This window comes from Brucella sp. IR068, assembly GCF_049065885.1.
GTDB classification, from domain to species: Bacteria; Pseudomonadota; Alphaproteobacteria; order Rhizobiales; family Rhizobiaceae; genus Brucella; species Brucella intermedia.
On record NZ_JBAKHE010000001.1, the window covers coordinates 551,840 to 576,574 of the forward strand.

Sequence of the window (24,735 nt, forward strand, 5' to 3'; positions counted from 1 at the left end):
CATTCCCCCAATTCCAACAAGGCCTGACGCATCATGAAGCAGATGGGCTTTCTCGATATTCTGAGTTTCGGTCCTGACGGCTGGGGCTATGTGCTGATGATGGGCGCACTGGTGAGCGTAGCCTTGGCGGTTCTGGGCTTTCTGCTCGGCGCGGCCATCGGGGTGTTCGCTGCCTGGGCGAAGATTTCCGGCGGACGCACGCTGCGCACCGTCGCTGACGGCTACACCACGATCATTCGCGGCATTCCCGATCTCCTCGTCATCTATCTGTTCTATTTCGGCGGCAGCGCCGCCGTTACCGCCATCGGCAAATATTTCGGTGCGGAAGGTTTCGTCGGCTTTCCCGGCTTTCTGGCAGGCGTGCTGGCAATCGGCATTTCCTGCGGCGCGCATCACACCGAAGTGTTTCGCGGTGCATACCGGGCCGTCTTCAAAGGCGAGATCGAAGCGGCAACCGCCTGCGGCATGGGCCGGATGCTGAAATTCCGCCGCATCATCGCCCCGCTTGCGCTGCGCCACGCATTGCCGGGCCTTGGCAATGTCTGGCAGGTTTCGCTGAAGGAATCCGCTTTGGTGTCGGTCGCCGGCGTGGTCGAGCTTCTGCGCCAAGCGCAGATCGGTGCGGGCTCGACTGGCCTTCCCTTCAACTTCTTCCTCATTGCCGGAGCGCTCTACCTGCTGATTTCGTCGGTTTCCGGCGGGCTTCTGCAACTGGCCGAGCGCCACTTCTCGCGCGGCGTCAGGAGGGCAAAATGAACCTTGAATTCTATTCCGATGCATTCTTCCAGATGCTGGGCGGCGTGCCGCTGACCCTGAAGCTTGCAGCATCCTCCATCGTGTTCGGCGCTTTCCTGGCCCTGCTCTTTGCCCTGATGCGCCTGTCGGGCCTCACGGTGCTGGACTGGATTGCCCGCCTTTACGTCTTCGTGTTCCGTGGAACGCCGCTTCTGGTCCAGATATTCATCATCTATTACGGCCTCAGCCAGTTTCCCGCCATCCGCTATTCCTTCCTGTGGCCCATCCTGCGCGAGCCCTACTGGTGTGCGATCATCGCCCTGACCTTGAACAATGCGGCCTATGCCAGCGAGATCATCCGCGGCGGCCTGCTGTCGGTGCCGCATGGCCAGATCGAAGCGGCGAAAGCTTGCGGCATGTCGTCCTTCACCTGCTTCCGCCGCATCGTCATGCCGCTTGCCATCCGCCAGGCGCTGCCGGGTTATGGCAATGAGATGATCTCGATGATCAAGGCAACCTCGCTTGCATCGATCATCACGCTCATGGAAGTGACCGGCATCGCGGCAAAGCTGATCGCCGAGAGCTATCGGGCGATCGAAATCTTCGTGATCGCCGGTGCGATCTACCTTGCCATCAACTTCGTCCTGACCCGTGTGCTGATGTTTGCAGAATACAGGCTCACCCCTTATCTGCGCCAGCCCGTCGTCAAGCTCTCATCCGAAGGACAAACATCGTGAGCAAAATCGTCTCTCCCAATGCACCGGTGGCTCTGAAAGTCGAAAACCTGCGCAAGAGCTTTGGCGCGAATGAGGTGCTGAAGGGCATTTCGCTTGAAGCGCGCGAAGGCGAGGTCATTTCGATCCTCGGTTCGTCCGGCTCCGGCAAGTCAACCTTCCTGCGCTGCATCAACCTTCTGGAAACCCCATCATCAGGCACGGTGACAGTTTCGGGCGAAACCATCCGCATGGCGAAGAATGCGAAGGGTGAAGCCTATCCGACCGACAAGAAGCAGGTTTCGCGCATCCGTTCGGAACTGGGCATGGTGTTCCAGAGCTTCAATCTGTGGTCGCACAAGACCATTCTGGAAAACATCATCGAAGCGCCGATCTATGTGCAGGGGCGTCCGCGCGCGGAATGCGTGGCGGAAGCAGAAGCGCTGCTGGCAAAGGTCGGCATTGCCGACAAGCGTGACTTCTATCCGGCGCACCTTTCGGGCGGACAGCAGCAGCGCGCCGCGATTGCGCGCGGGCTGGCGATGAAGCCGAAGGTCATGCTGTTCGACGAGCCGACCTCAGCCCTTGATCCGGAACTGGTCGGTGAAGTGCTGCGCGTCATGCGTGGCCTCGCAGAAGAGGGCCGCACCATGCTGGTCGTGACCCATGAAATGGGCTTTGCCCGTGACGTCTCCAACCGCGTCGTGTTTTTCCATCAGGGCCTGGTGGAAGAAGACGGAAAGCCCGAAGACGTCTTCGCCAACTCAAAGTCGGAACGCTTCCGTAAATTCATCAGCCACGAGAACGCTGCCTGATTATCGAAATTCTGTATTCCGGCGCCAGCCGGACAGAAACACCCGCAATAGGATAACTGTAATGAAGACCATCGGACTTTTCAAAGCCGTGTTCATTTCCGCTCTCGCTCTGACGAGCATTTCGGCCCATGCCGAGGAAAAGAAGTGGACGAAGATCACCATCGCCACGGAAGGCGCATTCCGTCCTTACAACTTTACCAAGCCCGATGGCTCGCTGGACGGCTATGAAGTCGAACTCTACAAGGATCTCTGCGCCCGCATGAAGGTCGAGTGCACACTGGTCGCGCAGCCTTTTGACAGCATCATCCCGGCACTGAATGCCGGCAAATTCGATGCGATCATGGCCGGCCTCACGGCAACGCCGAAGCGCGAAGAAACCATCAGCTTCTCGATTTCCTACGGCCTGACGCCGCAGACCTTCGCAACGCTGAAGGACAGCCCTTACGCCAAGCTGCCGCACACCGGCGAGACCCTTTATCTCGCCAAGGACGAAGCGGCCGCACAGAAGGCAATTGACGAAGTATCTGCCGAAATCAAGGGCCGCACCGTCGGCGTCCAGTCCGCTTCGCTCGGTCTGTCGCTCCTCGACAAGTACTTCAAGGACAATATCGACATTCGTGAATACAAGACCACGGAACAGCATGACCTGGACCTGAAGTCGGGTCGTGTCGATCTCGTCGTGGCTTCGCTCGCTTACCTCACCGACGCTGCCAAGAAGCCGGGTAATGAAGACATCGTCATGACCGGACCGTTCTTCAAGGGCGGCATTCTGGGCCGTGGCGTCGCCGTCGGCCTGCGCAAGGACGATACCGAACTGAAGAAGATGTTTGATGATGCCATTGAAGCCGCGAAGGCTGACGGCACGATCAAGCGTCTGTCGGAAAAGTGGTTCGGCTTCGACGTTACGCCATAACTTCTGAGTTACGCCTTATGTAAAGCGCCGCCTTCGGGCGGCGTTTTCATTTGCGCGCAAACCTTCACATCAAACCGGCGAGCGCCTATAAGTCCGCCAGACGTTTATTGAGAGCCAGAAACTTGCTGTGAGAATGTGATGGTAAAGATCGGTTTCGTGACTGTTTCCGACCGCGCAAGTCGCGGGGAATACGAAGATCAGAGCGGCCCGGCCATGGAAGCATGGCTGAAAAGCGCAGTCGTCACACCTTATGAAACAGTCCGCCGGGTGATTCCGGACGGTATGGAATCGGTCCGCGACACGCTTATCGATCTTTGCGACAACGAAGCCTGTGATCTCATCCTAACGACGGGAGGCACCGGACCGAGCCCGCGTGATGAAACGCCGGAGGCCATGCAGGCCGTCCTCCACAAGGAACTGCCGGGTTTTGGCGAACTGATGCGCCGCGTCAGCCTTGAACAGACCCCGACCGCCATCCTGTCCCGCCAGACGGCAGGCAGTCGCGGCAAGAGCTTCATTCTCAATCTTCCCGGCAAGCCTGCTTCGATTGCGATGACCTTGCAGGCGATTTTTCCGGCGGTGCCTTATTGTCTCGACCTCATCGGGGCGGGGCGTATCGAGACCGATCCGGGCGTCGTTAAGGCGCATCGACCGGGCTGAACCATCGCGGGCAACATTTGCGCGGCTATTAGAATGCGTCATAGTCCTGCTGTCGCGATGAAAATGCGCAACCCAGCTTTGCGCTTTTGCATGATTTCCTGACTTGCTTTTCCCTGAGCCCGGACTGAATAATAGGGAAAAAGAAGGGGAAGTAAGTGAAGCCATTCGACGAGATGCTCAACCATGGCGGGAATGTCCGCCAGCCTTACGAATTTCTCAAGCAATGGCTCGACCAACAGGATCCGCACAAACTTCTGCAGAAGAGCGACGACGCCGAAAGCGTGTTCCGCAAGACGGGCATCACCTTCGCCGTCTATGGCGACCAGGAGGCGGGCGAACGCCTTATTCCGTTCGACATCATTCCGCGCATCATTTCAGGGCAGGAATGGCGGCGTCTGTCGCAGGGCATCGAACAGCGCGTGATGGCGCTGAACGCTTTTCTCGATGACATCTACCATCGTCAGGAGATCGTCAGGGCAGGGCGCATTCCCAAAGAGCTGATTTCCAAAAATGAAGCCTTCCTGCCGGAAATGATCGGCTTCCGCCCGCCGGGCAACGTCTACACCCATATTATCGGCGTCGATATCGTGCGCACAGCCGAAAACCAGTTCTATGTGCTGGAAGACAATGCCCGCACGCCATCCGGCGTTTCGTATATGCTGGAAAATCGCGAAACCATGATGCAGCTCTTTCCGGAGCTGTTCCAGAACGTCAAGGTTCGCCCGGTCGAGAATTATCCGCAATTGCTGCGCCAGTCGCTGGCAAGCGTTGCGCCTCCCGGCACGCAAGATGTTCCGACCGTCGCGGTGCTGACGCCAGGCATCTACAACTCCGCCTATTTTGAACATGCATTCCTTGCCGACCAGATGGGCGTCGAACTGGTCGAGGGAAGCGATCTGCGCGTTGTGGACGGACGTGTGGCGATGCGGACCACGCAAGGGTATCGCGCCATCGACGTGCTCTACCGGCGCGTGGATGATGCGTTTCTGGATCCGCTGACATTCAGGCCGGATTCGACGCTTGGCGTTGCCGGTATCATGGATGTCTACCGGGCCGGGAATATCACGATTGCCAACGCACCGGGGACCGGCATCGCCGACGACAAGGCGATCTATTCCTACATGCCGGAAATCGTGGAGTTCTATACGGGCCGCAAGGCCATTCTCGAAAACGTTCCGACATGGCGCTGCTCCGAACCGGACAGCCTTGCTTATGTGCTCGACAACCTTGCCGAGCTTGTGGTCAAGGAGGTCCATGGCTCTGGCGGCTATGGAATGCTGGTCGGACCCGCTTCGACAAAGGCCGAACGCGATGTTTTCGCCGAGAAATTGAAAGCAAGGCCGCGCAACTATATCGCTCAACCCACACTGGCGCTTTCAACCACGCCCATCTTCACCAAGAGCGGACTTGCACCGCGCCACGTCGATCTGCGCCCCTTCGTTCTGGTTTCGGATCGCATCCGCATAACGCCGGGCGGACTTACGCGTGTGGCGTTGAAGGAGGGATCGCTCGTCGTGAATTCCAGTCAGGGTGGCGGCACCAAGGATACGTGGGTACTCGACGACTGAAACAATTGGATTGACGTGCTGCAACTGACGGCAAGATCAGGGCGCGAAGAGGGGAATGATTTATGCTTCTTGGCCGTACGGCAAACGGACTTTACTGGATGTTCCGCTATATAGAGCGGGCCGAAAACATGGCGCGCCTTGTCGATGCGGGTCTTCGCATGGCACTGACGAAAACTTCAGATGCACCCGAAGAATGGTCATCGGTGGCGGTTTCGGCAGGCGCAAGTCAGGGTTTTTCGGCAAAATACGATGTCTATAACGCCGCCAATGTCGCCGATTTCCTGCTGCGCGATGCGGATAATCCGTCGAGCGTGATGACATGCTTTGAGACCGCGCGCTCCAATGCCCGCATGGTGCGCACGGCACTGACACGGGAAGCGTGGGAGAGCGTCAACGAAGCATGGATGTCGCTGAAAAAGTCGCTCTGCAAGCCGTTGAAGGAAAGCGACCTTCCGCAACTCCTCGACCAGATAAAGCGCGAAACGGCACTTATTCGCGGCTCTTTCCACGGCACGATGCTGCGCAACGAAATCTTCGATTTTGCAAGCCTCGGCACGTTCATCGAACGCGCGGACAACACGGCCCGTATCCTTGATGTGAAATACTATGTTCTGCTGCCTGCGATTTCCTATGTCGGCACCACGCTCGACAATTACCAATGGGAGTCCATTCTCCGCTCGGTGTCCGCGCATCGTTCCTACCGTTGGGTCTATGATGGCGACTATCGTCCGGCACAGGTCGCTGACTATCTTATCTTGAACGGTCGCATGCCGCGTTCGCTTCATTACTGCTATCGCAGCATCGCAGAGCATCTCGACTACCTGTCGAAAGATTATGACAATCGCGCCGCCTGTCACGAGACAGCGGACAAAATCTATGCAAGCCTGCAAAATCAGGACATATCTGCGATCTTCGATATGGGCTTGCATGAATTCCTGACCGAGTTCATCACCCGCAACAACCGGCTCGGCAACGAGATCGCTGAAACCTATAATTTCTATTGAGGTCTTCGCTTGCTGCTCAATATCCGGCACGTTTCGCATTATCGCTACGACCACCCGGTTCCCTATGCGGTGCAGAGGGTGCGGCTGCGTCCGCCAACGGTGCCGGGTCAGGTCGTGAAACACTGGGAACTGAAAATTGAAGGAGGCGAGCCGGAGGTTTCCTATGTCGACGGTTTTGGCAACAAGACCGATCTGGTCCAGCACGCCCGCAATGTCAGCGAGATCGTCATAACGGCAAGCGGCAGCATCGATGTGGAAGACAGGGTCGGTGTGCTCGGGCCCGTATATGGCTTTGCACCGCTCTGGCTTTTCGAGCGTGAGACACCGCTGACGATGCCGGGCGAGCGGATCAAGGCGCTGGCTGGCGACCTCCCGACAGGGCAGGAACGACTTGCCCTGATGCACGATCTGATGAACGCCATACACAAGGCGGTTGCCTATATGCCGGGAACGACGAGCGTTTCCACGGATGCCGAACATGCACTGAACGCCGGCAAGGGCGTTTGTCAGGATCACACCCATATCTTTCTTTCGACGGCCCGGCTTATCGGCGTTCCCGCCCGATATGTATCGGGATATCTGATGATGGAAGGCGTCGAGGAACAGACCGCAAGCCATGCCTGGGCCGAAGCTCATATCGACGGCCTTGGATGGGTGGGGTTCGATGCCGCCAACAATATCTGTCCGAATGACCGTTATGTGCGGATTGCAACCGGGCTGGACTATCGCGACGCTGCGCCGATCTCGGGCGTCCGGCTCGGCGGTGCTGCGGAAAGTCTTGCGGTTCACATCAATGTAGGGCAGTGATCCTTCTGAATAGCCAGTTGCCTGCCGGATATTGCTTATGACCTATTGCGTTGGAATGAAAATCGATCGCGGCCTTGTGTTCATGTCCGATACGCGGACGAATGCCGGGCTCGACAATATCTCCGTTTTCTCGAAGATGCGAAGCTGGTCCAAGCCCGGTGAACGTGTGATCGTTCTGCTTTCAGCAGGCAATCTCGCGACTACCCAGGCGGTGGCAAGTCTTCTGGAAGAACGCATGAAGGCTCCTGCAGACCGGCACCCGTCGGTCTTTGATGCGCCCTCAATGTTCCAGGTCGCACGTCTTGTCGGCGATACGGTCAAGGAAGTCATCCAGAACTCCGCCACCGGCGGCCAGAACGCCGATGCATTTGGCGCCTCGTTCATTCTCGGCGGGCAGATCAAGGGCGGCCAGCCGCGCCTTTTCTATATCTACCCGGAAGGCAATTTCATCGAGAGTTCCGCAGACACGCCTTTCTTCCAGATTGGGGAAAACAAGTACGGTAAACCCATCCTCGTCCGCGCCTATCAGGAGCAGATGAGTTTCGAGGAGGCGGTGAAGCTGCTGCTCGTCTCGTTCGACTCCACCCTGAAAGCCAATCTTTCGGTGGGACTTCCGCTCGACATGCAGATTTACGAAGCCGACAGTTTCGCGCATGGCGCGCGCAAACGGCTCGAGGCTACCGATCCTTATTATCAGACAGTATCGGAAAGCTGGTCGGAAGCGCTGAAATCGGCGCTGGAGCAATTGCCGCCCTTCAGCTTCGAGGACGGGAAATAAGAAGGCCGGGCAAAGCGCCCGGCCTTTTCGCATCGCGTCAGTCCTTCGTTACGGTCTGGACATAGTTGGCGTCGGCAACCATGTTGAAATCGTGCACATTCGGAGCCGTCACAGCTGTTTCGATCTGCTGATAGATGATCGCGAACGGGCTGGTTTCCTGAAACTTCTTCTGGAGGTCGTGATACATCTCCTCACGCTTGGCCGTATCGCGCTCTTCAGCGGCAGCCATGGTTTCCGCCGTCAACTCCGGAATATCCCAATGGGCCTGCCATGCGCTCGTGCGCATTGAGACGTCTTCGCCATTGTTGGGATTGTTGGTGAAGGTGACCGCATTGGTGTGCGGGTCCCAATAGTCCGGCCCCCAGATGCCAAGCGCCATCTGATGCTTGCGTGCGCGAACCTTGGTGGTCGTCAGCCGGCCGTCTCCCTGCAGGATTTCCACTTGAACGCCCGCCTTGCCCATGGTCTGCTGGATGCTTTCCGCGATGCCGACAAATGGCTGCGTGTTGCGCACGTCGAGCGTCACCTTGAAGCCGTCCTTGAGACCTGCATTTGCAAGCAGCTCCTTGGCTTTATCGACATCATAGGAGAACGGCTTGTCACCGACAGCGCCGAACATGCCGAGAGGCAGGAAGGACTGATGTGTGCGGCCGATACCGTTGATGAGTTTCGCTTCGATCGTATCGTAATCGATCAGGTATTTGAGCGCCTGCCGGACTTCGGGCTTTGCAAGTTCCGGCACATTCTGGTTGGCCACCAGATAATAGACGCGGCCCTTTGGTGCATTGAGGACGTGATACTTCTGGTTCTTGCTCAGTTCTTCAATGTCGCCGGGTTCCAGATTGCGCGCAATGTCGATATCGCCCGCCTCAAGGAGCAGGCGCTGTGAAACACCCTCCTTCACATGGCGATAGATGACGCGCTTCATCGCCGGTTTTGCATCGGAATAGTTTTCGTTGCGTTCGAGAAGCAGCACTTCATTGGCACGCCATTGCTTGAGCGCCAAGGGACCGGAACCGGCATAGTTGTTCTTCAGCCATTCGTAACCGAAGTCGGTTTCGTAGGGGTAATCCTTGGTCTTTTCCGCCTTCTGTTCATGCTCCTTCACCAGCTTGCTGTCGACAATCGACGCCACGCTGGAAGTGAGACAGTTCAGGACGAAACTTGGCGCAAATGCCTTGCCCGTAGTGAAAACAAGCGTTTCGTCATCGGTCGCGACGATGTTCTGATCGGCGTTTTCCCGGGTGAGGCCAAACTGGCTCAGAATGAACGCCGGGCTCTTGTCCAGCTTGATGGCGCGCTGCAGCGAATAGGCGGCGTCCTGCGCGGTCAGCGGATTGCCGGAGGCGAATTTCAGCCCCTTGCGGATTTTGAACGTAATCGACTTGCCATCGTCGGAGAAGGTCCAGCTTTCGGCAATCTGCGGGACGATCTTGGTCGGGTCCTTGGTATCGGTCGTGATGAGCCGCTCATAGGTGCTGGTCAGGATTTCGGATGTGGTGATCTCGAAGATCTCAGCCGGGTCGAGTGAAATGACATCATCGATGCTCATCGCTATGACGAGCGTGTCGGCCGGTGTTGCGGCTTCCACCGCTTTTGGCGACGCTGACAGAAGCAGAGTGATCGCGAGCGCAGCCGGCATGGATGCGCGCAGCAGCTTTCGTGCAACGCCGCGCTTGTTGTGGGCTGCCTTGATATGAGCAAATGGCGGTATTACGGTTGTCATGCAAATTCCCCTTCGGACCGCGCAATCTGCACATGTCGTGCAATTGCGGCCCGTTCTGATGAAGCTTCACAAGCTTGTCGCTTGGGCGCGACTCTCTTGAAGCATCTCCATTACATCCAGCTTTTGGAGAGGGGACAACGGCCTGGTGAAATATTTTACCGCCAAAACGAAAAAGCCGGAGGAAACTCCTCCGGCCCGGTCTTTTTCGATACAATGAACGATTAGAAGAAAACCTTGAAACGGTCGCCGTCGTCCATGAAAGCCTTTTCGCCGAAAGGCTGTTCGTTTGAGCCGAACGGCATCTGGGCGCGGAGTTTCCACGAGGCTGGAATGTCCCAAGTCTGGGCAACTTCCTGATCGATCAGCGGGTTGTAGTGCTGGAGGCTGGCGCCGATATTTGCATTGGCGAGCGCGGTCCAAACCGAATGCTGTGCCATGCCGCCGGACTGTTCGGACCAGACCGGGAAGTTGTCGGCATAAAGCGGGAAGTTTTCCTGAAGCCCCTTAACAACGCTCTGGTCTTCATAGAACAGAACCGTACCGGCACCGGCAGCGAAGCTGTCGACCTTGGCTTCCGTCTGCGCGAAAGCGTCGGCCGGAACGATCTGGCGAAGCGTTTCCTTCACGACGCTCCACAGCTTCTCGCTCTCGGCGCCAAACAGGATCACGGCACGCGAGCTCTGCGAGTTGAAGGACGAAGGGGTGTGCTTGACCGCTTCGCGGATCAGCTCGGCCACATCTTCGTTCGACAGCGGAAGGGACTTGCCCAGAGCATACTGCGTACGGCGCTTCTTGATGGAATTCAGCAGGGAATTATTCATGACTGGGTCCTGTGTTTCAGCGGTCTGGCAGGCTGTCCGGCTTGGGATTTCGAGGCAACCTGTTGGGATAGTGTTGGGCTAGATATTGTTATTCGGGCGGTTGAGGCCAGCCCGTGTTTCTGAAACACACTGTCAACGATACGTGGCTGGTTTCTCCTGACTGTTTACTTTCCCGCCATGTGCCTGGAGCGAACACGGGTTCATTGTCCATCAGCCGTACGGCAATTGGCCCGGTTTTGCGGGGTTTACAAGAGCGGTTCTTTATTGGAATCTAACTAAATTAGTGAGATTTATAGGGCGGGTTTTGACGGCGCTCTATTCGGGTCGTTGTCGGGAATTGGGATGAGGTCACGATAGTTTGAAGTCATTTATCATCATCGGCGCCGGGGCAAGCGGCATCATTCTGGCTGCACAGTTGCTCGGGCGTTCACCGGAATCGTCTGTGCGAATTTTCGAACGGTCGGGCAGGTTGGGAGCGGGGATCGCTTACGCGACGGAAAATCCCAGCCATCTGCTTAATGTGCGCGCCAGCAATATGAGCGCGTTTCCCGACCAGCCGGATCACTTCCTCAACTGGTTGCAGGAGAGTGGCGACCGGTGGGAACCGCACGGTTTTGCGCCGCGCAAAGTCTATCGCGCCTATCTGGAGCATCTGATTGAGCCTTATCTCTCTGCCGGCAGCTCACGATTGACGGTCGAAAGGACAGGCGTCGTCGATGTGGCGCTCAAAGCTGGCAGGCCGACGGTTGTCACCGAAACCCGCGAAACCTTCGCCGCGGATGCGGTCATTCTTGCAACGGGCAATGAGGCCGCTATTGCGAAATCGGGCGGCCAGATTGCGGAATACTGGGCAAGCAACGGGTATTTCGATGTGCCGACGGATGCACCTGTGGCGATATTTGGTACAGGCCTCTCGATGATCGACAGCGTGTTGTCGCTGCTCGACAATGGTCATCGTGCGGAAATATATGCCATTTCGCGCCGTGGGCTTCTTCCGGCACGCCATGCCCCTGCGCAGGTTTTTCCCGTCGCAGCCGACGACCTTCCGGTCTCGCTCGGGCTTTCCAAGCTCATGCGACGCGTGCGCACCATGATGGCGGAAGCGGAAAAATCGGGTTCCGGCTGGCGCGGCGTAATGGACGGTCTGCGGCCGCATACACAGCATGTCTGGGCGGGGTTGCCGACCTCACAGCGTCGCAGTTTCCTCCGGCATCTGCGCCCATGGTGGGATGTCCATCGTCACCGCATGGCTCCCGCCGTGGCGGATCGCATCGAATCTGCCATGAAGCACGGGCAACTCAAAATCACGGCCGGTCATCTCGTTTCAGTACGCGACGAAGGGGGAGGGATGGAAATTCGCTATCGCCCGCGCCGCAGTGAGAAGATCGAAAAGCAGCATGTCGCGACCGTCATTGATTGCCGTGGCGGAAATCCGCGTTTCTCGACAACCCGCAATGCGGCTTTGATCGGCCTCATGGAGCATGGGCTGGCACGGCCGGATGCGCTCGATCTCGGATTGGATGTTACCCGCGACCTTCAGCTTCTCAATGCGCGAGGCGAACCATCAGGTCCGTTCTTCGCGATCGGGCCAGTCACGAAAGGCGCATTCTGGGAGGTCACAGCCGTACCGGATATCCGCGTTCAGGCCGAGCGGCTGTCAGCGATCTTGCTTGAAGGATAAGAACCTCTCCAAAAGCCATTCCTGCGGCAATCGTCCCAATAAGATCATGTCATTCGGCTGAAAGATATTCGGGACAATATGTCCAATCGTCGGGCATCGCGGTCCGCAGCAACCGACAAATTATAGATTTTCCGGCAAGATGAACCATAAAATGATTCAAATTCGCGCGATAAGCCATTGAAAGCTATTGCCATAATGTTCCGTGGCCCGTCATAATAACGCCATCGGAACATATGATTCCTCTCTACAACTTGCCGGAGCGATTCTGTTGCTGTTTTCTTGAGCGGTGCCTGCTTCGGATCAACCTTGATTTCGGCTAGGAGGCCTGTGGCGCATGACGATGGACGGCAGAATGCTTTTCCTGCTTGTCCTTCTACCATTTCTCGGCAGCGCCATAACCGGACTATTCAGGGGGGCGGATCGCAGCGGTTCGGCCTGGTTTACGGCAGCGATTGCGCTTGTCGCCTTTATCGTCACCGCCAGCCTTTATCCCATCGTGTCGGACGGCAAGGTGCTTCGCGGCACCGTGGAATGGCTCCCTGCCTATGGTCTCAACGTCACCTTCCGGATGGACGGCTTTGCCTGGCTTTTCGCGATGCTCATCACGGGCATCGGCCTTCTGGTCGTCATTTACGCGCGTTACTACATGTCGCCGGAAGACCCCGTGCCGAGGTTCTTCTCGTTCCTTTTGTCCTTCATGGGATCGATGCTCGGCGTGGTTCTGTCGGGCAATCTGATATTGCTTGCGGTATTCTGGGAACTGACCAGCATCTTCTCGTTTCTGCTGATCGGTTACTGGTATCACAATGCCAGCGCCCGCGATGGTGCGCGAATGGCGCTGACGGTGACCGGCATAGGCGGTTTCTGTCTGCTGGCAGGCGTTCTGATCCTGGGGCATATCGTCGGAAGCTACGATCTCGACAAGGTCCTGGTAGCGGGCAACCTCGTTCGCACGCATCCGCTCTACAGCGTGGCGCTGATCCTGATCCTGCTTGGCGCATTCACCAAAAGCGCGCAGTTTCCGTTCCATTTCTGGCTTCCGAACGCCATGGCAGCGCCGACGCCGGTATCGGCCTATCTGCATTCGGCAACAATGGTGAAGGCTGGCGTTTTCCTGCTTGCCCGCCTCTGGCCGGTTTTAAGCGGAACTGAGGAGTGGTTCTGGATCGTCGGTTCGGCGGGCCTGATCACGCTTCTGATCGCGAGTTTCTTTGCGGTTTTCCAGCAGGACCTCAAGGGGCTGCTCGCCTATTCGACCATCAGCAATCTTGGCCTGATTACAGTCCTGCTTTCGCTTGGCAGTCCGCTGGCAGCAGTCGCCGCGATCTTCCACATGGTTAACCATGCGATCTTCAAGGCATCGCTTTTCATGGCCGCCGGCATCATCGATCACGAAACCGGCACACGTGACATGCGCAGGCTGAGCGGGCTCCTGCGCCCCATGCCCTATACGGCGACGCTTGCCATGGTGGCGAGCGCGGCCATGGCCGGTGTGCCGCTGCTCAACGGGTTCATTTCCAAGGAAATGTTCTTCGCCGAAGCGGTCGAAACCCATATGGCGTCCTGGCTCGACACGATCACGCCTTACGTGGCCACCATCGCGGGCATCTTCACGGTCGCCTATTCGGTGCGCTTCATCTATTCGACGTTCTTCGGACCGCCGCCGCATGATCTGCCGCATGAGCCGCATGAACCGCCGCACTGGATGCGCCGTCCTATCGAGCTTCTGGTTCTGCTTTGCCTGTTGATCGGCATCATTCCGGGACTGTCGATCGGGCCGTTCCTGCATTCGGCCGTGCTGTCGGTGCTGGGTCATGCGACGCCGGAATATAGCCTCTCGGTCTGGCACGGTTTCAACCTGCCGCTGATGATGAGTATCGTGGCCATGATCGGCGGCATTCTTTTGCACTGGATGCTGAAGAACTATCTCGCGACGAGCGAAGACGGCCCTCCGCTTTTCCGGCACTTGCAGGGACAGCGCATTTTCGAGCGTGTTCTTGTAACCCTGTCGTGGAACTGGGCGCGCAAGGCGGAAGCTTTCCTCAGCACGCGCCGTCTGCAGCCGCAACTCCGTATCGTGGTCGCGGTGGCGGTCCTTGCCGCCGCCTGGCCGATTTTCGCCTCCGGCCTGCAATCCGGTTCGCTTGGTCCGCAGCCGGTGGACCCGATCTTCGCCGGACTTTGGATACTTGGCGGGGCCTGTGCCGTCGGGGCGGCCTATCAGGCCAAGTATCACCGGCTGGCAGCGCTTATCCTTCTGGGCGGGGCGGGGCTCATCACCTGCATCACCTTCGTCTGGCTGTCCGCGCCCGATCTTGCGGTAACGCAGTTGCTCGTCGAGATCGTAACCACCGTCCTGCTGCTGCTTGGGCTTCGCTGGCTCCCGAAGCGTTGGGAAGATCCGGATCCGCTTCCGGTGCAGATCGGCCCGCGCATCCGCCGTTATCGCGACCTGTTGCTCGCCATCGGCAGCGGGGCAGGTGTGGCTGTCATCGCCTATGCCGTGATGACGCGCCTGTCTCCCAGCAGCATCGGCGATTATTTCCTCGAAAACGCCTATTCGGGCGGCGGCGGCAAGAATGTCGTCAATGTCATTCTGGTCGATTTCCGCGCTTTTGATACGTTCGGCGAAATCGCCGTCCTTGGTATTGTCGGTCTTACGGTCTTTGCGCTGCTGCGACGTTTTCGTCCAGCGCCTGACACGACCGGATCGACCGCCCAACAGAAAATACAGGACGCCTATGACGAGGCAGCGCCCGACCGCAAGGCAGGTGAAACATTGGCCGATTATCTGGCCGTGCCGTCCGTCATCATGCAATGGCTTTTCCCGGTGATCGTTGTGCTGGCAGTGCATCTGTTCCTGCGTGGTCATGATCTGCCGGGTGGCGGGTTTGCGGCCGGTATCACGCTCGCAATTGCATTCCTGCTGCAATATCTGGCGTCAGGCGCGCGCGTTGTGGAGGACCGCCTGCGCATCCTGCCCCTGCGCTGGATCGGGATGGGCCTGCTGTTGGCCGGTGCAACAGGCGCGGGATCGTGGTTCTTCGGCTATCCGTTCCTCACAACCTTCTTCCAGTATACGGAGATACCGCATATCGGAAAAATGCCGACAGCCAGCGCCCTGCTGTTCGATCTTGGTGTCTTCACCCTCGTGGTCGGCGCTACGGTGCTCGTTTTGATCGCTCTCGCGCACCAATCGCTCCGCAAACACCGTGTCGAGAAACTGGCCGCAACGAAGGAGGAGAACTGATGGAACTCGTTCTTGCTCTGGCAATCGGCGTGTTGATGGCATCCGGCGTGTGGCTGATCCTTCGCCCGCGCACCTTCCAGGTGGCAATTGGCCTGTCGCTGATTTCCTACGCGGTCAATCTCTTCATCTTTTCGATGGGGCGGCTTCGCACCAATGCGGCCCCCGTACTCGATAACGGTGTTGACGTTCAGGCCACGCAATATACCGATCCTGTGCCGCAGGCGCTCGTTCTGACCGCCATCGTCATCGGCTTCGCAATGACCGCACTTTTCCTTGTCGTGCTGCTCGCCTCACGCGGGTTGACACGTACGGACCACGTGGACGGCAAGGAGAATTGATGTTGGACTGGAAAACACATCTCATCGTTGCGCCAATCGTCCTGCCGCTCGTCACGGCGGCCGTCCTGCTGCTGTTCGATGAGCGCAAGCGCAAGCTCAAGATGGCCATCAACTCCATTTCGACCCTGGGGTTGATCGCGATTGCCATCACGCTTGCAGGCATGGCGAGCGAAAGGGCGCCCGACGCTCTGGTCTACCTGATCGGGAACTGGCCCGCGCCATTCGGCATCGTTCTGGTGCTTGATCGCCTCGCGGCCCTCATGCTGGTGCTGACAAGCCTGCTCGGCATGGCATCGCTCAGCTTTGCGCTTGCCCATTGGCACAAGGCCAGTCCGCATTTCCATACGATATTCCAGCTTTTGCTGATGGGACTGAACGGCGCATTCCTGACCGGCGACCTGTTCAACCTTTTCGTGTTCTTCGAAGTCATGCTGGCTGCGTCCTACGGGCTGGCGCTACACGGCTCCGGTCCGGCGCGCGTGAAGGCCGGCATGCATTATATCGCCGTCAACCTCGTCGCCTCGTCGCTGTTCCTGATCGGTGTCAGCCTGATCTACGGTGTGACCGGCACGTTGAACATGGCCGATCTTGCGCAGAAGATTTCACAGGTAGCGCCCGAAGATCGTATGCTGCTTGAAGCAGGCGCCGCGGTGCTGGGCGTAGCGTTCCTCGTCAAGGCAGGCATGTGGCCGCTCAATTTCTGGCTCGCGCCAACCTATACTGCAGCAGCAGCACCGGTTGCGGCCGTCTTCGCCATCATGAGCAAGGTCGGCATCTACGTCCTTCTGCGCCTGTCGCCGCTGATGTTCGGCATCGGTGCCGGTTCATCCTATGGCTTCGGCAATGACTGGCTCTATTTCGGCGGGATGGTAACGCTTGCCTTCGGCCTGATCGGCGTCGTCGCATCGCAAGCGATGGGACGTCTCGCCAGCTACAGCATTCTAGTATCCTCCGGCACCTTGCTGGCCGCCATCGGCAGCGGCAACACCGCCATGACAGGTGCGGCACTTTTCTACATGGTCAGTTCGACACTCACAATTGCCGCATTTTTCCTGCTGATCGAATTGATCGAACGTGGGCAGGACGCAGCCGCCAACGTTCTCGCCGTTACCATGGAAGCCTATGGTGACGATGAGGAGGAAGAAGAAGAGGACGAGATCGGCGCGGTATTGCCTGCGACCCTTGCCGTCCTAGGCACGTTCTTCGGGATTTGCGCGATATTGCTGATCGGTCTTCCGCCGTTTTCGGGCTTCATCGCCAAATTTCTGATCCTGGCGGCGGTGTTCAACGGAGAGGGTGCAACCCCGCAGCTTGCAATGCCGGTCAGCCCGGCAAGCTGGGCACTGGTTGCGCTTGTTCTCCTATCCGGCCTGTCGGCCCTGATCGCGATGACACGTACCGGCATCCGTACCTTCTGGGCTTCGCTCGAAGGTAACGTGCCGCGTGTTCTGGTGCGCGAAGTTGTGCCGATCGCAGGACTTCTGGCAATCTGTCTGGCGCTGACGATCGCAGCCGGTCCGGCGATGCGTTACATGGACGAAACGGCGCGTTCGCTGCACAATCCTGCATCCTATATCAGCAGCGTTCTCAATGCGCCGCGCGCTGGCATGCAAACGGAGGAGGCACAGTGAAGAGAATCCTGCCTTATCCGCTTCTGTTCGCCTCGCTGCTTCTGTTCTGGCTGCTTTTAAATGGCTTCACACGGGCGCAGTTCCTGCTCGGTGCGATCATCGCAATCATTGCATGCCTCATCATGACGGCCTTGCAGCCGCAGAAGAACCATATTCGCTCTGTCCCGACCATGCTCTGGCTGTTCGGAGCCATAAGCTATGACATATTGCAATCGAATATCGCCGTTGCGGGGATCATCCTGTCGCGCAAGCGCAAGCGGCGTCCGGGCTTCGTCGTCATCCAGCTCGATCTGGAAAACCGGACTGCGCTTGCCGTGCTCGCCTGCATAATCACCGCGACGCCAGGCACGGCTTGGGTGGATTATAACGCCGCAAGGCGCGAACTGACGATCCACGTGCTTGATCTGGACGATGCGCAGGCGTGGCGGGATACGATCAAGGGACGGTATGAGCAGCCGCTCATCAAGATATTTACAGCCGCCGACATCATCGAGGGGGAGAAATCCGCATGAGCGCAGTCATCATCTTCTGGTCCCTGCTTTTCGCTCAGCTGATGCTTCTTGGCGCCATGGCCTGCGCAGTCTACAGGCTTCTGGTCGGTCCGCGCGCACAGGATCGCATTCTTGCGACCGATGCGCTTTACCTCAACGCGTTGCTGCTGCTGATTACATTCGGCATACGCACGGGCAGCATCATCTATTTCGAAGCCTCGCTGATTATCGCTCTTCTCGGCTTTGTCGCTACCGTGGCGCTGTCCAAATTCCTCATGCGCGGGGAGGTGATCGAATGATCAATGCAGGCGAAATTCCCGTCTGGGCCGCTGTCATCATTTCATTTTTCCTGCTGGGCGGCGCGTTCCTGACGCTTGTCGGATGCATCGGCCTCGTCCGCTTCAAGAGCTTTTACGAGCGCGTTCATGCGCCCACGCTCGGCTCGTCGTTCGGAGCGGGCGGGATCCTGATCGCGTCGATTATATTTTTCTCCATCTTGCAATCGAAGCCGATTCTGCATGAAGTGGTCATTACCGTCTTTGTGGTTGTCACAACGCCGGTAACGCTCATGCTGCTCAGCCGCGCCGTGATCCATCGCGACAGAACGCAGGACAGCAAGGAGCTGCCTTCATCTTCCGACCCGCTATAGTCGGTTTGATGTTCGAGGGTGCGGAGAGGGCGGAAAGCCAGCGTTTTCCGCCGCACCAAATGGGGAAAACCGCCTGCTCCGACAGGAGACGGCGGCTGTCGCTTCCGGGCTGACCGGAGACCTGTTTTGGAGTTCGCTTCAAGACCGGCTATCCTGCCGACCGGAACTTTATCTGCCATTTGCCGAATCCCCTGCATCATTGCCCACCGACCGCGGAGCGGGATGCAGCGGCCTATCGTCTTTTCGGGCATTTGGAGGAGTGTCCCGGGGCTGCGGCCAATTGTCCATTCGGGCCAGACCCGGGGGCAAGCGGATTGAAGGAACTGACCATTTGAATTATCTGATTTTCAGTAATTTCTGAAAATTCAGAATTTACGGGAGAGAGAATTTTGGAATTGTCGCCAATCGTTCAATCGTTCGTGCTCCACTTCGGAGAAATGGGCAGCCGTTGGGGCATCAACCGCACCGTGGGGCAGATATATGCGCTGCTTTACATATCGCCTGACCCTCTTTGCGCCGACCAGATCGTCGACGCTCTCGGTGTGTCACGTTCGAACGTCTCCATGGGTATCCGCGAGTTGCAAGGCTGGAATCTGGTGTTGCTGAAGCACATTCCCGGTGATCGTCGCGATTTCTTCACGACGCCCGACGATGTGTGGCAGATCCTGCGCACGCTCGCCGAGGAGCGCAAGAAGCGCGAGATCGATCCCACGCTTACCGTTCTGCGCGAGATCCTCATGGAACAGCCGAAGGGCGAAAGCGATCTTTATGCGCAGGATCGCATGAAGGACATGTACGGCCTGATCGAAAGGCTGACCAACTGGTACGACGACGTCAAGCGGCTCGATACGGACCGTTTGACCAGTCTCCTGGCGCTTGGCGCCAAGGTGACCCGCTTCCTTGAGACCACGGACAGGATCGTGGCGCTGGGGCGCGGGCGAACATCGGCCAAAAAGGAGCCTAAGCGAGAGTGACATCCGTTGTCCCCCGAACGGAAACATTGACGGCAGAAGGCGGCGAAGTGACGGGCATCCGGCAAAGTTCGCGCCGCCCGCAACGTCGTCCTGTTCCGTCCTTGCTGAAGCGGGGGGCATATCTTCAGGCATTGGCCGCACTTTTGTGGCTGCCGCAGGCGGGCATTCTCGCTTATGCGATCGGGCGGCTGGCCGATACCGGCTTCGACAATTCCGTCTATTACAGTGCTGCAGGCATCTTCATTCTTGGCTGCCTGCGCAGCATTCTCGAAAGTGCAGGTGCGGCGAAGGCTTTCGATGCCGCCCGGCAAGAGCTTTCCCGACTGCGAACCAATGCCGTTGCGGCGCTTGCGGAGCGCTCGCCCCTCGATGTGATGCGCCCATCATCCGGCGAGGCTGCAAGCATTCTTGCCGAACAAGCGGAAATGGTCGTTCCTTATCTTTCCCGTTTCGTGCCGGTGCGCATTCGCGTCATGCTGGTTCCATTGGCCATAATTGCAGTCGTGCTCTGGTATTCCTGGGCTGCGGCGCTTGTCCTGATGGTTGCAGCCCCGCTGATACCGATATTCATGGCGCTGATCGGCTGGCGCGCAAAAGCGGCCAGTGAAAAGCAGCTTATCGCTCTTGGCGGCATGAACGGTTTTCTGCTCGACCGCCTGCGCGGCCTTGCCACCATCCGCACATTCCATGCCGTGGATGCTACCGCGAACCGGTTGCGCGAGAATGCGGAAACCCTGCGCTCGAAAACCATGTCCGTCCTGCGCATCGCATTTCTGTCATCCGCCGTGCTTGAACTTTTCGCGGCAATTGGCGTCGCCATGGTCGCGGTCTACATTGGCTTTCATTTGCTGGGCCAGCTCAACTTCGGAGCGTGGGGCCATAAGCTGACGTTGGCGGAAGGTCTTTTCGTCCTGCTTCTGTCGCCTGCGTTCTTTGAGCCGCTACGCGATCTTTCCGCCGTCTGGCATGACCGCGCTGCGGGTGAAGCTTCTATCGACGCGCTGGAAAAGCTTTCCGAACATCCGATGACCGTTGTCGGAAAGAGCGAAAGCCCGACAGCAATGAGCGGAACCCCCACAGTGGGCTTGCACAATATCGGCTTCAGTTACGGGACGGGAGCCAAGGTTCTCAACGAATTCAGCCTCAACATCGAGGCTGGAGAACACGTAGCTCTGCTCGCGCCGAGTGGCTACGGAAAATCCACCATTCTGGCGCTTGTTGCCGGGCTGACGGCTCCGCAGGCTGGCCGGATCGAGATCGGCGGCGTGGCGCTGACAGATGAAACCGCAGCAGCACTTCGTGCAAGGATGAGCTGGATCGGACAGAAACCGCACATCTTTGCCGGATCGGCCCGTCAAAATATCACCCTTGGCCGACACACCGACGTGGAAGCCACCAGGGCCATTATCGACGACATGGCGCTTGGTCATGTTCTGGGCGTTACCGGCAACAGCCTGATTGGTGAAAACGGGGCCGGCATTTCCGGGGGCGAGGCCCTGCGGCTGGCGCTTTCCCGTGCGGCTGTCGATCCCGGTGCAGATATTCTCCTGGCTGATGAACCGACCGCTCATCTTGATCAGGAAACGGCAACGCTCATTGCCGACAGTCTTTTGAAGCTTGCCAGAGGCAAGACTCTGATCGTCGCTACCCATGACGAAACCCTTGCCCGCAGGATGGATCGCGTCGTCCGTCTGGATGGCGGCGTGAGCAACGATCCGCTTTGGCAGAGGAGGGCAGCTGAATGAATGGTTTCCAGTCATTGCAGCCGATCCTCAGGCTCTTTTTCCGCACCAAGGGAACAGCTCTCCTTGCAGGTATCGCAACGGCAACCGTAACGGTCCTCGCCGGCATTGCACTTCTTGGCCTGTCGGGGTGGTTTATAACCGCAACGGCAATCGCAGGCATGAGCATCGCCACGGCGGTTGTGTTCGACGTGTTCGCGCCCGCCGCCGGTATTCGCCTGCTTGCGATCCTGCGGACCGGTTCACGCTATCTCGAACGGCTCGTCACCCATGATGCGACGCTCGCGATCCTCGCGGCCCTGCGCGAAAAACTGTTCCGCAGCTGGGCGCGCCCAAGCGCTGCAAATACGCTGCTAAAACGTCCGGCGCGCCTTCTCTTCCGTCTGACCGCGGACATCGATGCGCTCGACTCGCTTTATCTGCGCGTGGTGGTGCCGATTGGCGCTGCGCTTGCCACCGCCCTTGTTGCCGGTATCGCGCTCGGTCTGATGAACCCGATTTTTGGGCTGGTGGTGGCGACCGTCCTACTTGCGGCTGGTCTTTGTATTCCGCTTGCAGCTGCCCGCCGTTCCGAAAAATCCATGCGCCGGCGCGCCAAGGGCACGGAAGCGCTGCGCGCCCGCACGGTCGATCTTGTGGCCGGTCAGACCGAACTTCTGATGGCCGGGCGGCTTGCAGATCAGAAGCTCGCATTGGCCCGCGCCGATGGTTACATCGCCGCATCGGATCGCAGGCTCAACCGCATAGAAATCGTTACCGGCGCCGGTTTCGGCATCGTTCACGCATCCTTGCTTGCAGGCGGTCTCGTCGCTGTTGGATTATTGATGCAGGCAGAGACGATAGGAGCCCCCGTCGCAGCGCTCGGAATGCTCGTCATTCTTGGCGCGATGGAGCCTTTTTCCGCATTGCGGCGCGGCGCGATGGAACTTGGCCGCACAGTCCTCGCTGCGAAGCGCGTCGCGCCTCAACTGACGGATGAGGCCGAACCCGCAGCGCCGCAACGGCCAGCGAATGGCAAGGCGGTTCAGCTGAAAAGCGTTTCCGCTCGCCATGAGGGTGCCGAACGCGATGCCCTCAAAAATATCACGCTCGATATTGCTGCTGGTGAGCGTGTCGCCATCGTCGGCACAAGCGGCGCAGGCAAATCGACGCTGTTCAGTCTGCTCGCAGGAGAAATTCAAGCAACGCAGGGCAGTGTCGCGGTGTTGCCGACACGCCTTCTCACACAGCGGACCGAGCTTTTTCAGGACAGTCTTCGCGATAATCTGCGTCTGGCGCGCGCCGATGCAGGCGATCATGAACTGATGGATGCGCTGGACGCCGCTGGCCTTGGGACATTTATCAGGGAATTGCCAGCCGGGCTGGATGCGATGCTGGGCGAGGGCGGTCTGGGGTTGTCGGGCGGGCAGGCCCGCCGCCTGGCCCTTGCGCGGCTGTTTCTGACCGATGCGCCGCTCTGGCTGCTGGATGAACCGACCGAGGGTCTGGACAATGCGACAGCCGAGGATGTCCTTGAGCGCCTCAAGGCGCGGGCGGGTTCACGTACATTGCTGATCGCCACGCATATCCGTCGCGAGGCGCGAATTTGTGAACGGATCATTGTTTTAAATCAAGGCGCTCTAATTGAGTCCGTAGGTAAGGAGACAGGGCGCTTTGACGAAATCCTCGAAAACATGAGGTGAGCGAACAGCACCGGGACGGTTAAGGCTCGTGTCGGTGGCTTAACCGGAACTTGGACCGGTAGTTGGAATTGAAGCGCGGGAAACGGGTTTTCAGGAACCCGCCCGCTTTCAAAGGGGGCAGCGCTGGAGCGCAGCTCATAACACCAGGAGGGCCGGATCTACCGGCTTAAAGAGATGGAACTCGATATTGTCTCCCTGTCGCGATTGCAGTTTGCGATCACGGCACTTTATCACTTCCTCTTCGTACCTCTGACCTTGGGTCTTTCCGTGCTGCTTGCCATCATGGAAACCGTTTACGTTATGACGGGGCGACTCATCTGGCGGCAGATGACGAAATTTTGGGGTACGCTGTTTGGCATCAACTTCGTGATGGGCGTTGCGACGGGCATCGTGATGGAATTCCAGTTCGGCATGAACTGGAGCTATTACAGCCACTATGTCGGCGACATCTTCGGCGCACCGCTCGCCATTGAAGGCCTCATGGCATTCTTCCTCGAAGCGACCTTCGTGGGCCTGTTCTTCTTCGGATGGGATCGCCTGTCGAAAGTCGGGCACCTCATGGCGACCTATGCGGTTGCGGCGGGCTCCAACTTCTCGGCGCTATGGATTCTGATCGCCAATGGCTGGATGCAGAATCCGGTCGGTTCGGCGTTCAATCCCGAAACCATGCGCATGGAAATCTCCGATTTCTTCGCCGTGCTGATGAACCCGGTCGCCCAGGCAAAGTTCGTGCATACGGTATCAGCCGGTTATGTCACAGCAGCCATTTTCGTCCTGGGTATTTCCGCCTGGTATCTCCTCAAGGGGCGTTCGGTAGAGCTTGCCAAGCGTTCCATCACCATCGCGGCTTCCTTCGGTCTGGCCGCTTCGCTTTCGGTTGTCGTTCTCGGTGACGAAAGCGGCTATCTGGCCAATGAACACCAGAAGATGAAGATCGCCGCCATCGAAGCCATGTGGGAAACGGAACCGGCACCTGCGCCGTTTACGGTCTTCGGCTTCCCCAATCAGGAGGCGCGCGAAACCCATTTCGCGGTGCGTATTCCATGGGTCATGGGCCTGATCGGCACCCGCTCTCTCACAACCCCGATCCAGGGCATCAACGATCTGGTCCAGAATGCGGAAAACCATATCAGGAACGGTATCGTCGCCTATGACGCCTTGCAGAAAATCCGCGCGGCTGGCGATACGAACGCCGTTCCGCAGGAAGTGAAGGACGTTTTTGCCGATAACAGCCAGTGGATGGGCTATGCGCTTCTGCTGAAGCGCTATGTCGACGATCCGCGTCAGGCAACCGACGCGCAGATCACGCAGGCCGCCAACGACACGGTTCCCGGCGTGCTGCCCCTGTTCTGGGCATTCCGCATCATGGTGGGCATCGGCTTCTTCCTGATCCTGCTGACGGGCACATTCTTCGTGCTGTCCGCCCGTCGCAAGCTCGACCGTTATCCGTTCCTGCTGCGGGTAGCCGTATTTGCGATACCGCTGCCGTGGATCGCAGCCGAAATGGGCTGGATCGTGGCCGAGTTCGGCCGTCAGCCCTGGGTCATCGAGGGCATATTGCCGACGGCGGTCGGCGTCTCAAACCTCGGGGCGTCCACAGTGCTGCTGACGATACTTGGTTTCGTGGCGATCTATACGGTTCTCTTCATCATTGAGATGGGCCTGATGATCCGCGCCATCAAGGCCGGACCTGAACCCGACAGCAAGCCGGAAGCAATTCTCGCCCCGGCCAGCATCGCACCTGCGGAGTAAGGATC

22 protein-coding genes are annotated in these 24,735 nt (G+C 58.3%); 20 read left to right on the plus strand and 2 right to left on the minus strand.

Features of this window, described 5'->3' with window-relative positions:
• Positions 1–33 precede the first annotated feature (33 nt).
• From ACOWVS_RS02540 to ACOWVS_RS02580, 9 genes are all read left to right on the plus strand, one after another.
• Positions 34–756, plus strand: coding sequence for an ABC transporter permease (locus ACOWVS_RS02540; protein ID WP_006468784.1), 723 nt, complete (start codon positions 34–36; stop codon positions 754–756).
• Entirely contained in the window at positions 753–1,472 is a 720-nt protein-coding gene (locus ACOWVS_RS02545; protein ID WP_006468785.1) for an ABC transporter permease, read from the plus strand. Before ACOWVS_RS02540 ends, ACOWVS_RS02545 begins: the two co-directional genes overlap by 4 nt.
• Entirely contained in the window at positions 1,469–2,263 is a 795-nt protein-coding gene (locus ACOWVS_RS02550; protein WP_006468786.1) for an ABC transporter ATP-binding protein, read from the plus strand. The genes ACOWVS_RS02545 and ACOWVS_RS02550 overlap by 4 nt, the downstream gene beginning before the upstream one ends.
• A gap of 61 nt (positions 2,264–2,324) precedes the next feature.
• Positions 2,325–3,176 (plus strand): transporter substrate-binding domain-containing protein, encoded by an 852-nt coding sequence (locus ACOWVS_RS02555; protein ID WP_006468787.1) that lies wholly within the window; start codon positions 2,325–2,327, stop codon positions 3,174–3,176.
• A 138-nt stretch (positions 3,177–3,314) separates the two neighbouring features.
• Positions 3,315–3,836, plus strand: coding sequence for a molybdopterin adenylyltransferase (gene mog, locus ACOWVS_RS02560; RefSeq protein ID WP_021585598.1), 522 nt, complete (start codon positions 3,315–3,317; stop codon positions 3,834–3,836).
• Positions 3,837–3,991: 155 nt separating this feature from the next.
• Positions 3,992–5,404 (plus strand): circularly permuted type 2 ATP-grasp protein, encoded by a 1,413-nt coding sequence (locus ACOWVS_RS02565; protein WP_025090364.1) that lies wholly within the window; start codon positions 3,992–3,994, stop codon positions 5,402–5,404.
• A gap of 62 nt (positions 5,405–5,466) precedes the next feature.
• Positions 5,467–6,408: an alpha-E domain-containing protein gene (locus tag ACOWVS_RS02570; protein WP_006468791.1), complete on the plus strand. Its 942-nt coding sequence runs from the start codon at positions 5,467–5,469 to the stop codon at positions 6,406–6,408.
• Positions 6,409–6,417: 9 nt separating this feature from the next.
• On the plus strand, positions 6,418–7,215 hold the full coding sequence (locus tag ACOWVS_RS02575; RefSeq protein ID WP_021585596.1) for a transglutaminase family protein: 798 nt from the start codon (positions 6,418–6,420) through the stop codon (positions 7,213–7,215).
• A 37-nt stretch (positions 7,216–7,252) separates the two neighbouring features.
• Positions 7,253–7,993 (plus strand): proteasome-type protease, encoded by a 741-nt coding sequence (locus ACOWVS_RS02580; RefSeq protein WP_075041443.1) that lies wholly within the window; start codon positions 7,253–7,255, stop codon positions 7,991–7,993.
• A gap of 37 nt (positions 7,994–8,030) precedes the next feature.
• On the opposite strand, the gene ACOWVS_RS02585 is transcribed toward ACOWVS_RS02580, so the two are convergent.
• Together ACOWVS_RS02585 and ACOWVS_RS02590 are read right to left on the minus strand one after the other, a co-directional pair.
• A complete protein-coding gene (locus ACOWVS_RS02585) occupies positions 8,031–9,719 on the minus strand; it encodes an ABC transporter substrate-binding protein (RefSeq protein ID WP_021585595.1) in 1,689 nt (562 codons plus the stop codon).
• Positions 9,720–9,940: 221 nt separating this feature from the next.
• Positions 9,941–10,540, minus strand: coding sequence for a nitroreductase family protein (locus tag ACOWVS_RS02590; RefSeq protein WP_021586078.1), 600 nt, complete (start codon positions 10,538–10,540; stop codon positions 9,941–9,943).
• A 358-nt stretch (positions 10,541–10,898) separates the two neighbouring features.
• Here ACOWVS_RS02590 and ACOWVS_RS02595 point away from each other — a divergent pair, with 358 nt between their 5' ends.
• The 11 genes from ACOWVS_RS02595 to ACOWVS_RS02645 all read left to right on the plus strand — a co-directional run bounded on the left by ACOWVS_RS02595 (position 10,899) and on the right by ACOWVS_RS02645 (position 24,730).
• The gene (locus tag ACOWVS_RS02595; RefSeq protein WP_075041442.1) at positions 10,899–12,221 is read left to right on the plus strand and encodes an FAD/NAD(P)-binding protein; all 1,323 of its coding nucleotides are present in this window, start codon (positions 10,899–10,901) and stop codon (positions 12,219–12,221) included.
• A 334-nt stretch (positions 12,222–12,555) separates the two neighbouring features.
• Complete coding sequence (locus ACOWVS_RS02600) at positions 12,556–15,471, plus strand: monovalent cation/H+ antiporter subunit A (RefSeq protein ID WP_021586076.1); 2,916 nt, start codon at positions 12,556–12,558, stop codon at positions 15,469–15,471.
• A complete protein-coding gene (locus tag ACOWVS_RS02605; protein WP_006468798.1) occupies positions 15,471–15,809 on the plus strand; it encodes a Na+/H+ antiporter subunit C in 339 nt (112 codons plus the stop codon). The genes ACOWVS_RS02600 and ACOWVS_RS02605 overlap by 1 nt, the downstream gene beginning before the upstream one ends.
• A 2-nt stretch (positions 15,810–15,811) precedes the next feature.
• Positions 15,812–17,440: a monovalent cation/H+ antiporter subunit D gene (locus ACOWVS_RS02610; RefSeq protein ID WP_025090358.1), complete on the plus strand. Its 1,629-nt coding sequence runs from the start codon at positions 15,812–15,814 to the stop codon at positions 17,438–17,440.
• Positions 17,437–17,952, plus strand: coding sequence for a Na+/H+ antiporter subunit E (locus ACOWVS_RS02615; protein ID WP_021586074.1), 516 nt, complete (start codon positions 17,437–17,439; stop codon positions 17,950–17,952). The genes ACOWVS_RS02610 and ACOWVS_RS02615 overlap by 4 nt, the downstream gene beginning before the upstream one ends.
• A complete protein-coding gene (locus ACOWVS_RS02620; protein WP_006468801.1) occupies positions 17,949–18,230 on the plus strand; it encodes a K+/H+ antiporter subunit F in 282 nt (93 codons plus the stop codon). The genes ACOWVS_RS02615 and ACOWVS_RS02620 overlap by 4 nt, the downstream gene beginning before the upstream one ends.
• Positions 18,227–18,580: a monovalent cation/H(+) antiporter subunit G gene (gene mnhG, locus ACOWVS_RS02625; protein WP_006468802.1), complete on the plus strand. Its 354-nt coding sequence runs from the start codon at positions 18,227–18,229 to the stop codon at positions 18,578–18,580. Before ACOWVS_RS02620 ends, mnhG begins: the two co-directional genes overlap by 4 nt.
• 389 nt (positions 18,581–18,969) lie before the next feature.
• The gene (locus ACOWVS_RS02630; RefSeq protein WP_006468803.1) at positions 18,970–19,554 is read left to right on the plus strand and encodes a GbsR/MarR family transcriptional regulator; all 585 of its coding nucleotides are present in this window, start codon (positions 18,970–18,972) and stop codon (positions 19,552–19,554) included.
• Complete coding sequence (cydD, locus tag ACOWVS_RS02635) at positions 19,551–21,299, plus strand: thiol reductant ABC exporter subunit CydD (RefSeq protein WP_031346420.1); 1,749 nt, start codon at positions 19,551–19,553, stop codon at positions 21,297–21,299. The genes ACOWVS_RS02630 and cydD overlap by 4 nt, the downstream gene beginning before the upstream one ends.
• Entirely contained in the window at positions 21,296–22,978 is a 1,683-nt protein-coding gene (gene cydC / locus ACOWVS_RS02640) for a thiol reductant ABC exporter subunit CydC (protein WP_021586072.1), read from the plus strand. Before cydD ends, cydC begins: the two co-directional genes overlap by 4 nt.
• A gap of 174 nt (positions 22,979–23,152) precedes the next feature.
• Complete coding sequence (locus ACOWVS_RS02645) at positions 23,153–24,730, plus strand: cytochrome ubiquinol oxidase subunit I (RefSeq protein WP_006468806.1); 1,578 nt, start codon at positions 23,153–23,155, stop codon at positions 24,728–24,730.
• Positions 24,731–24,735: the final 5 nt, after the last annotated feature.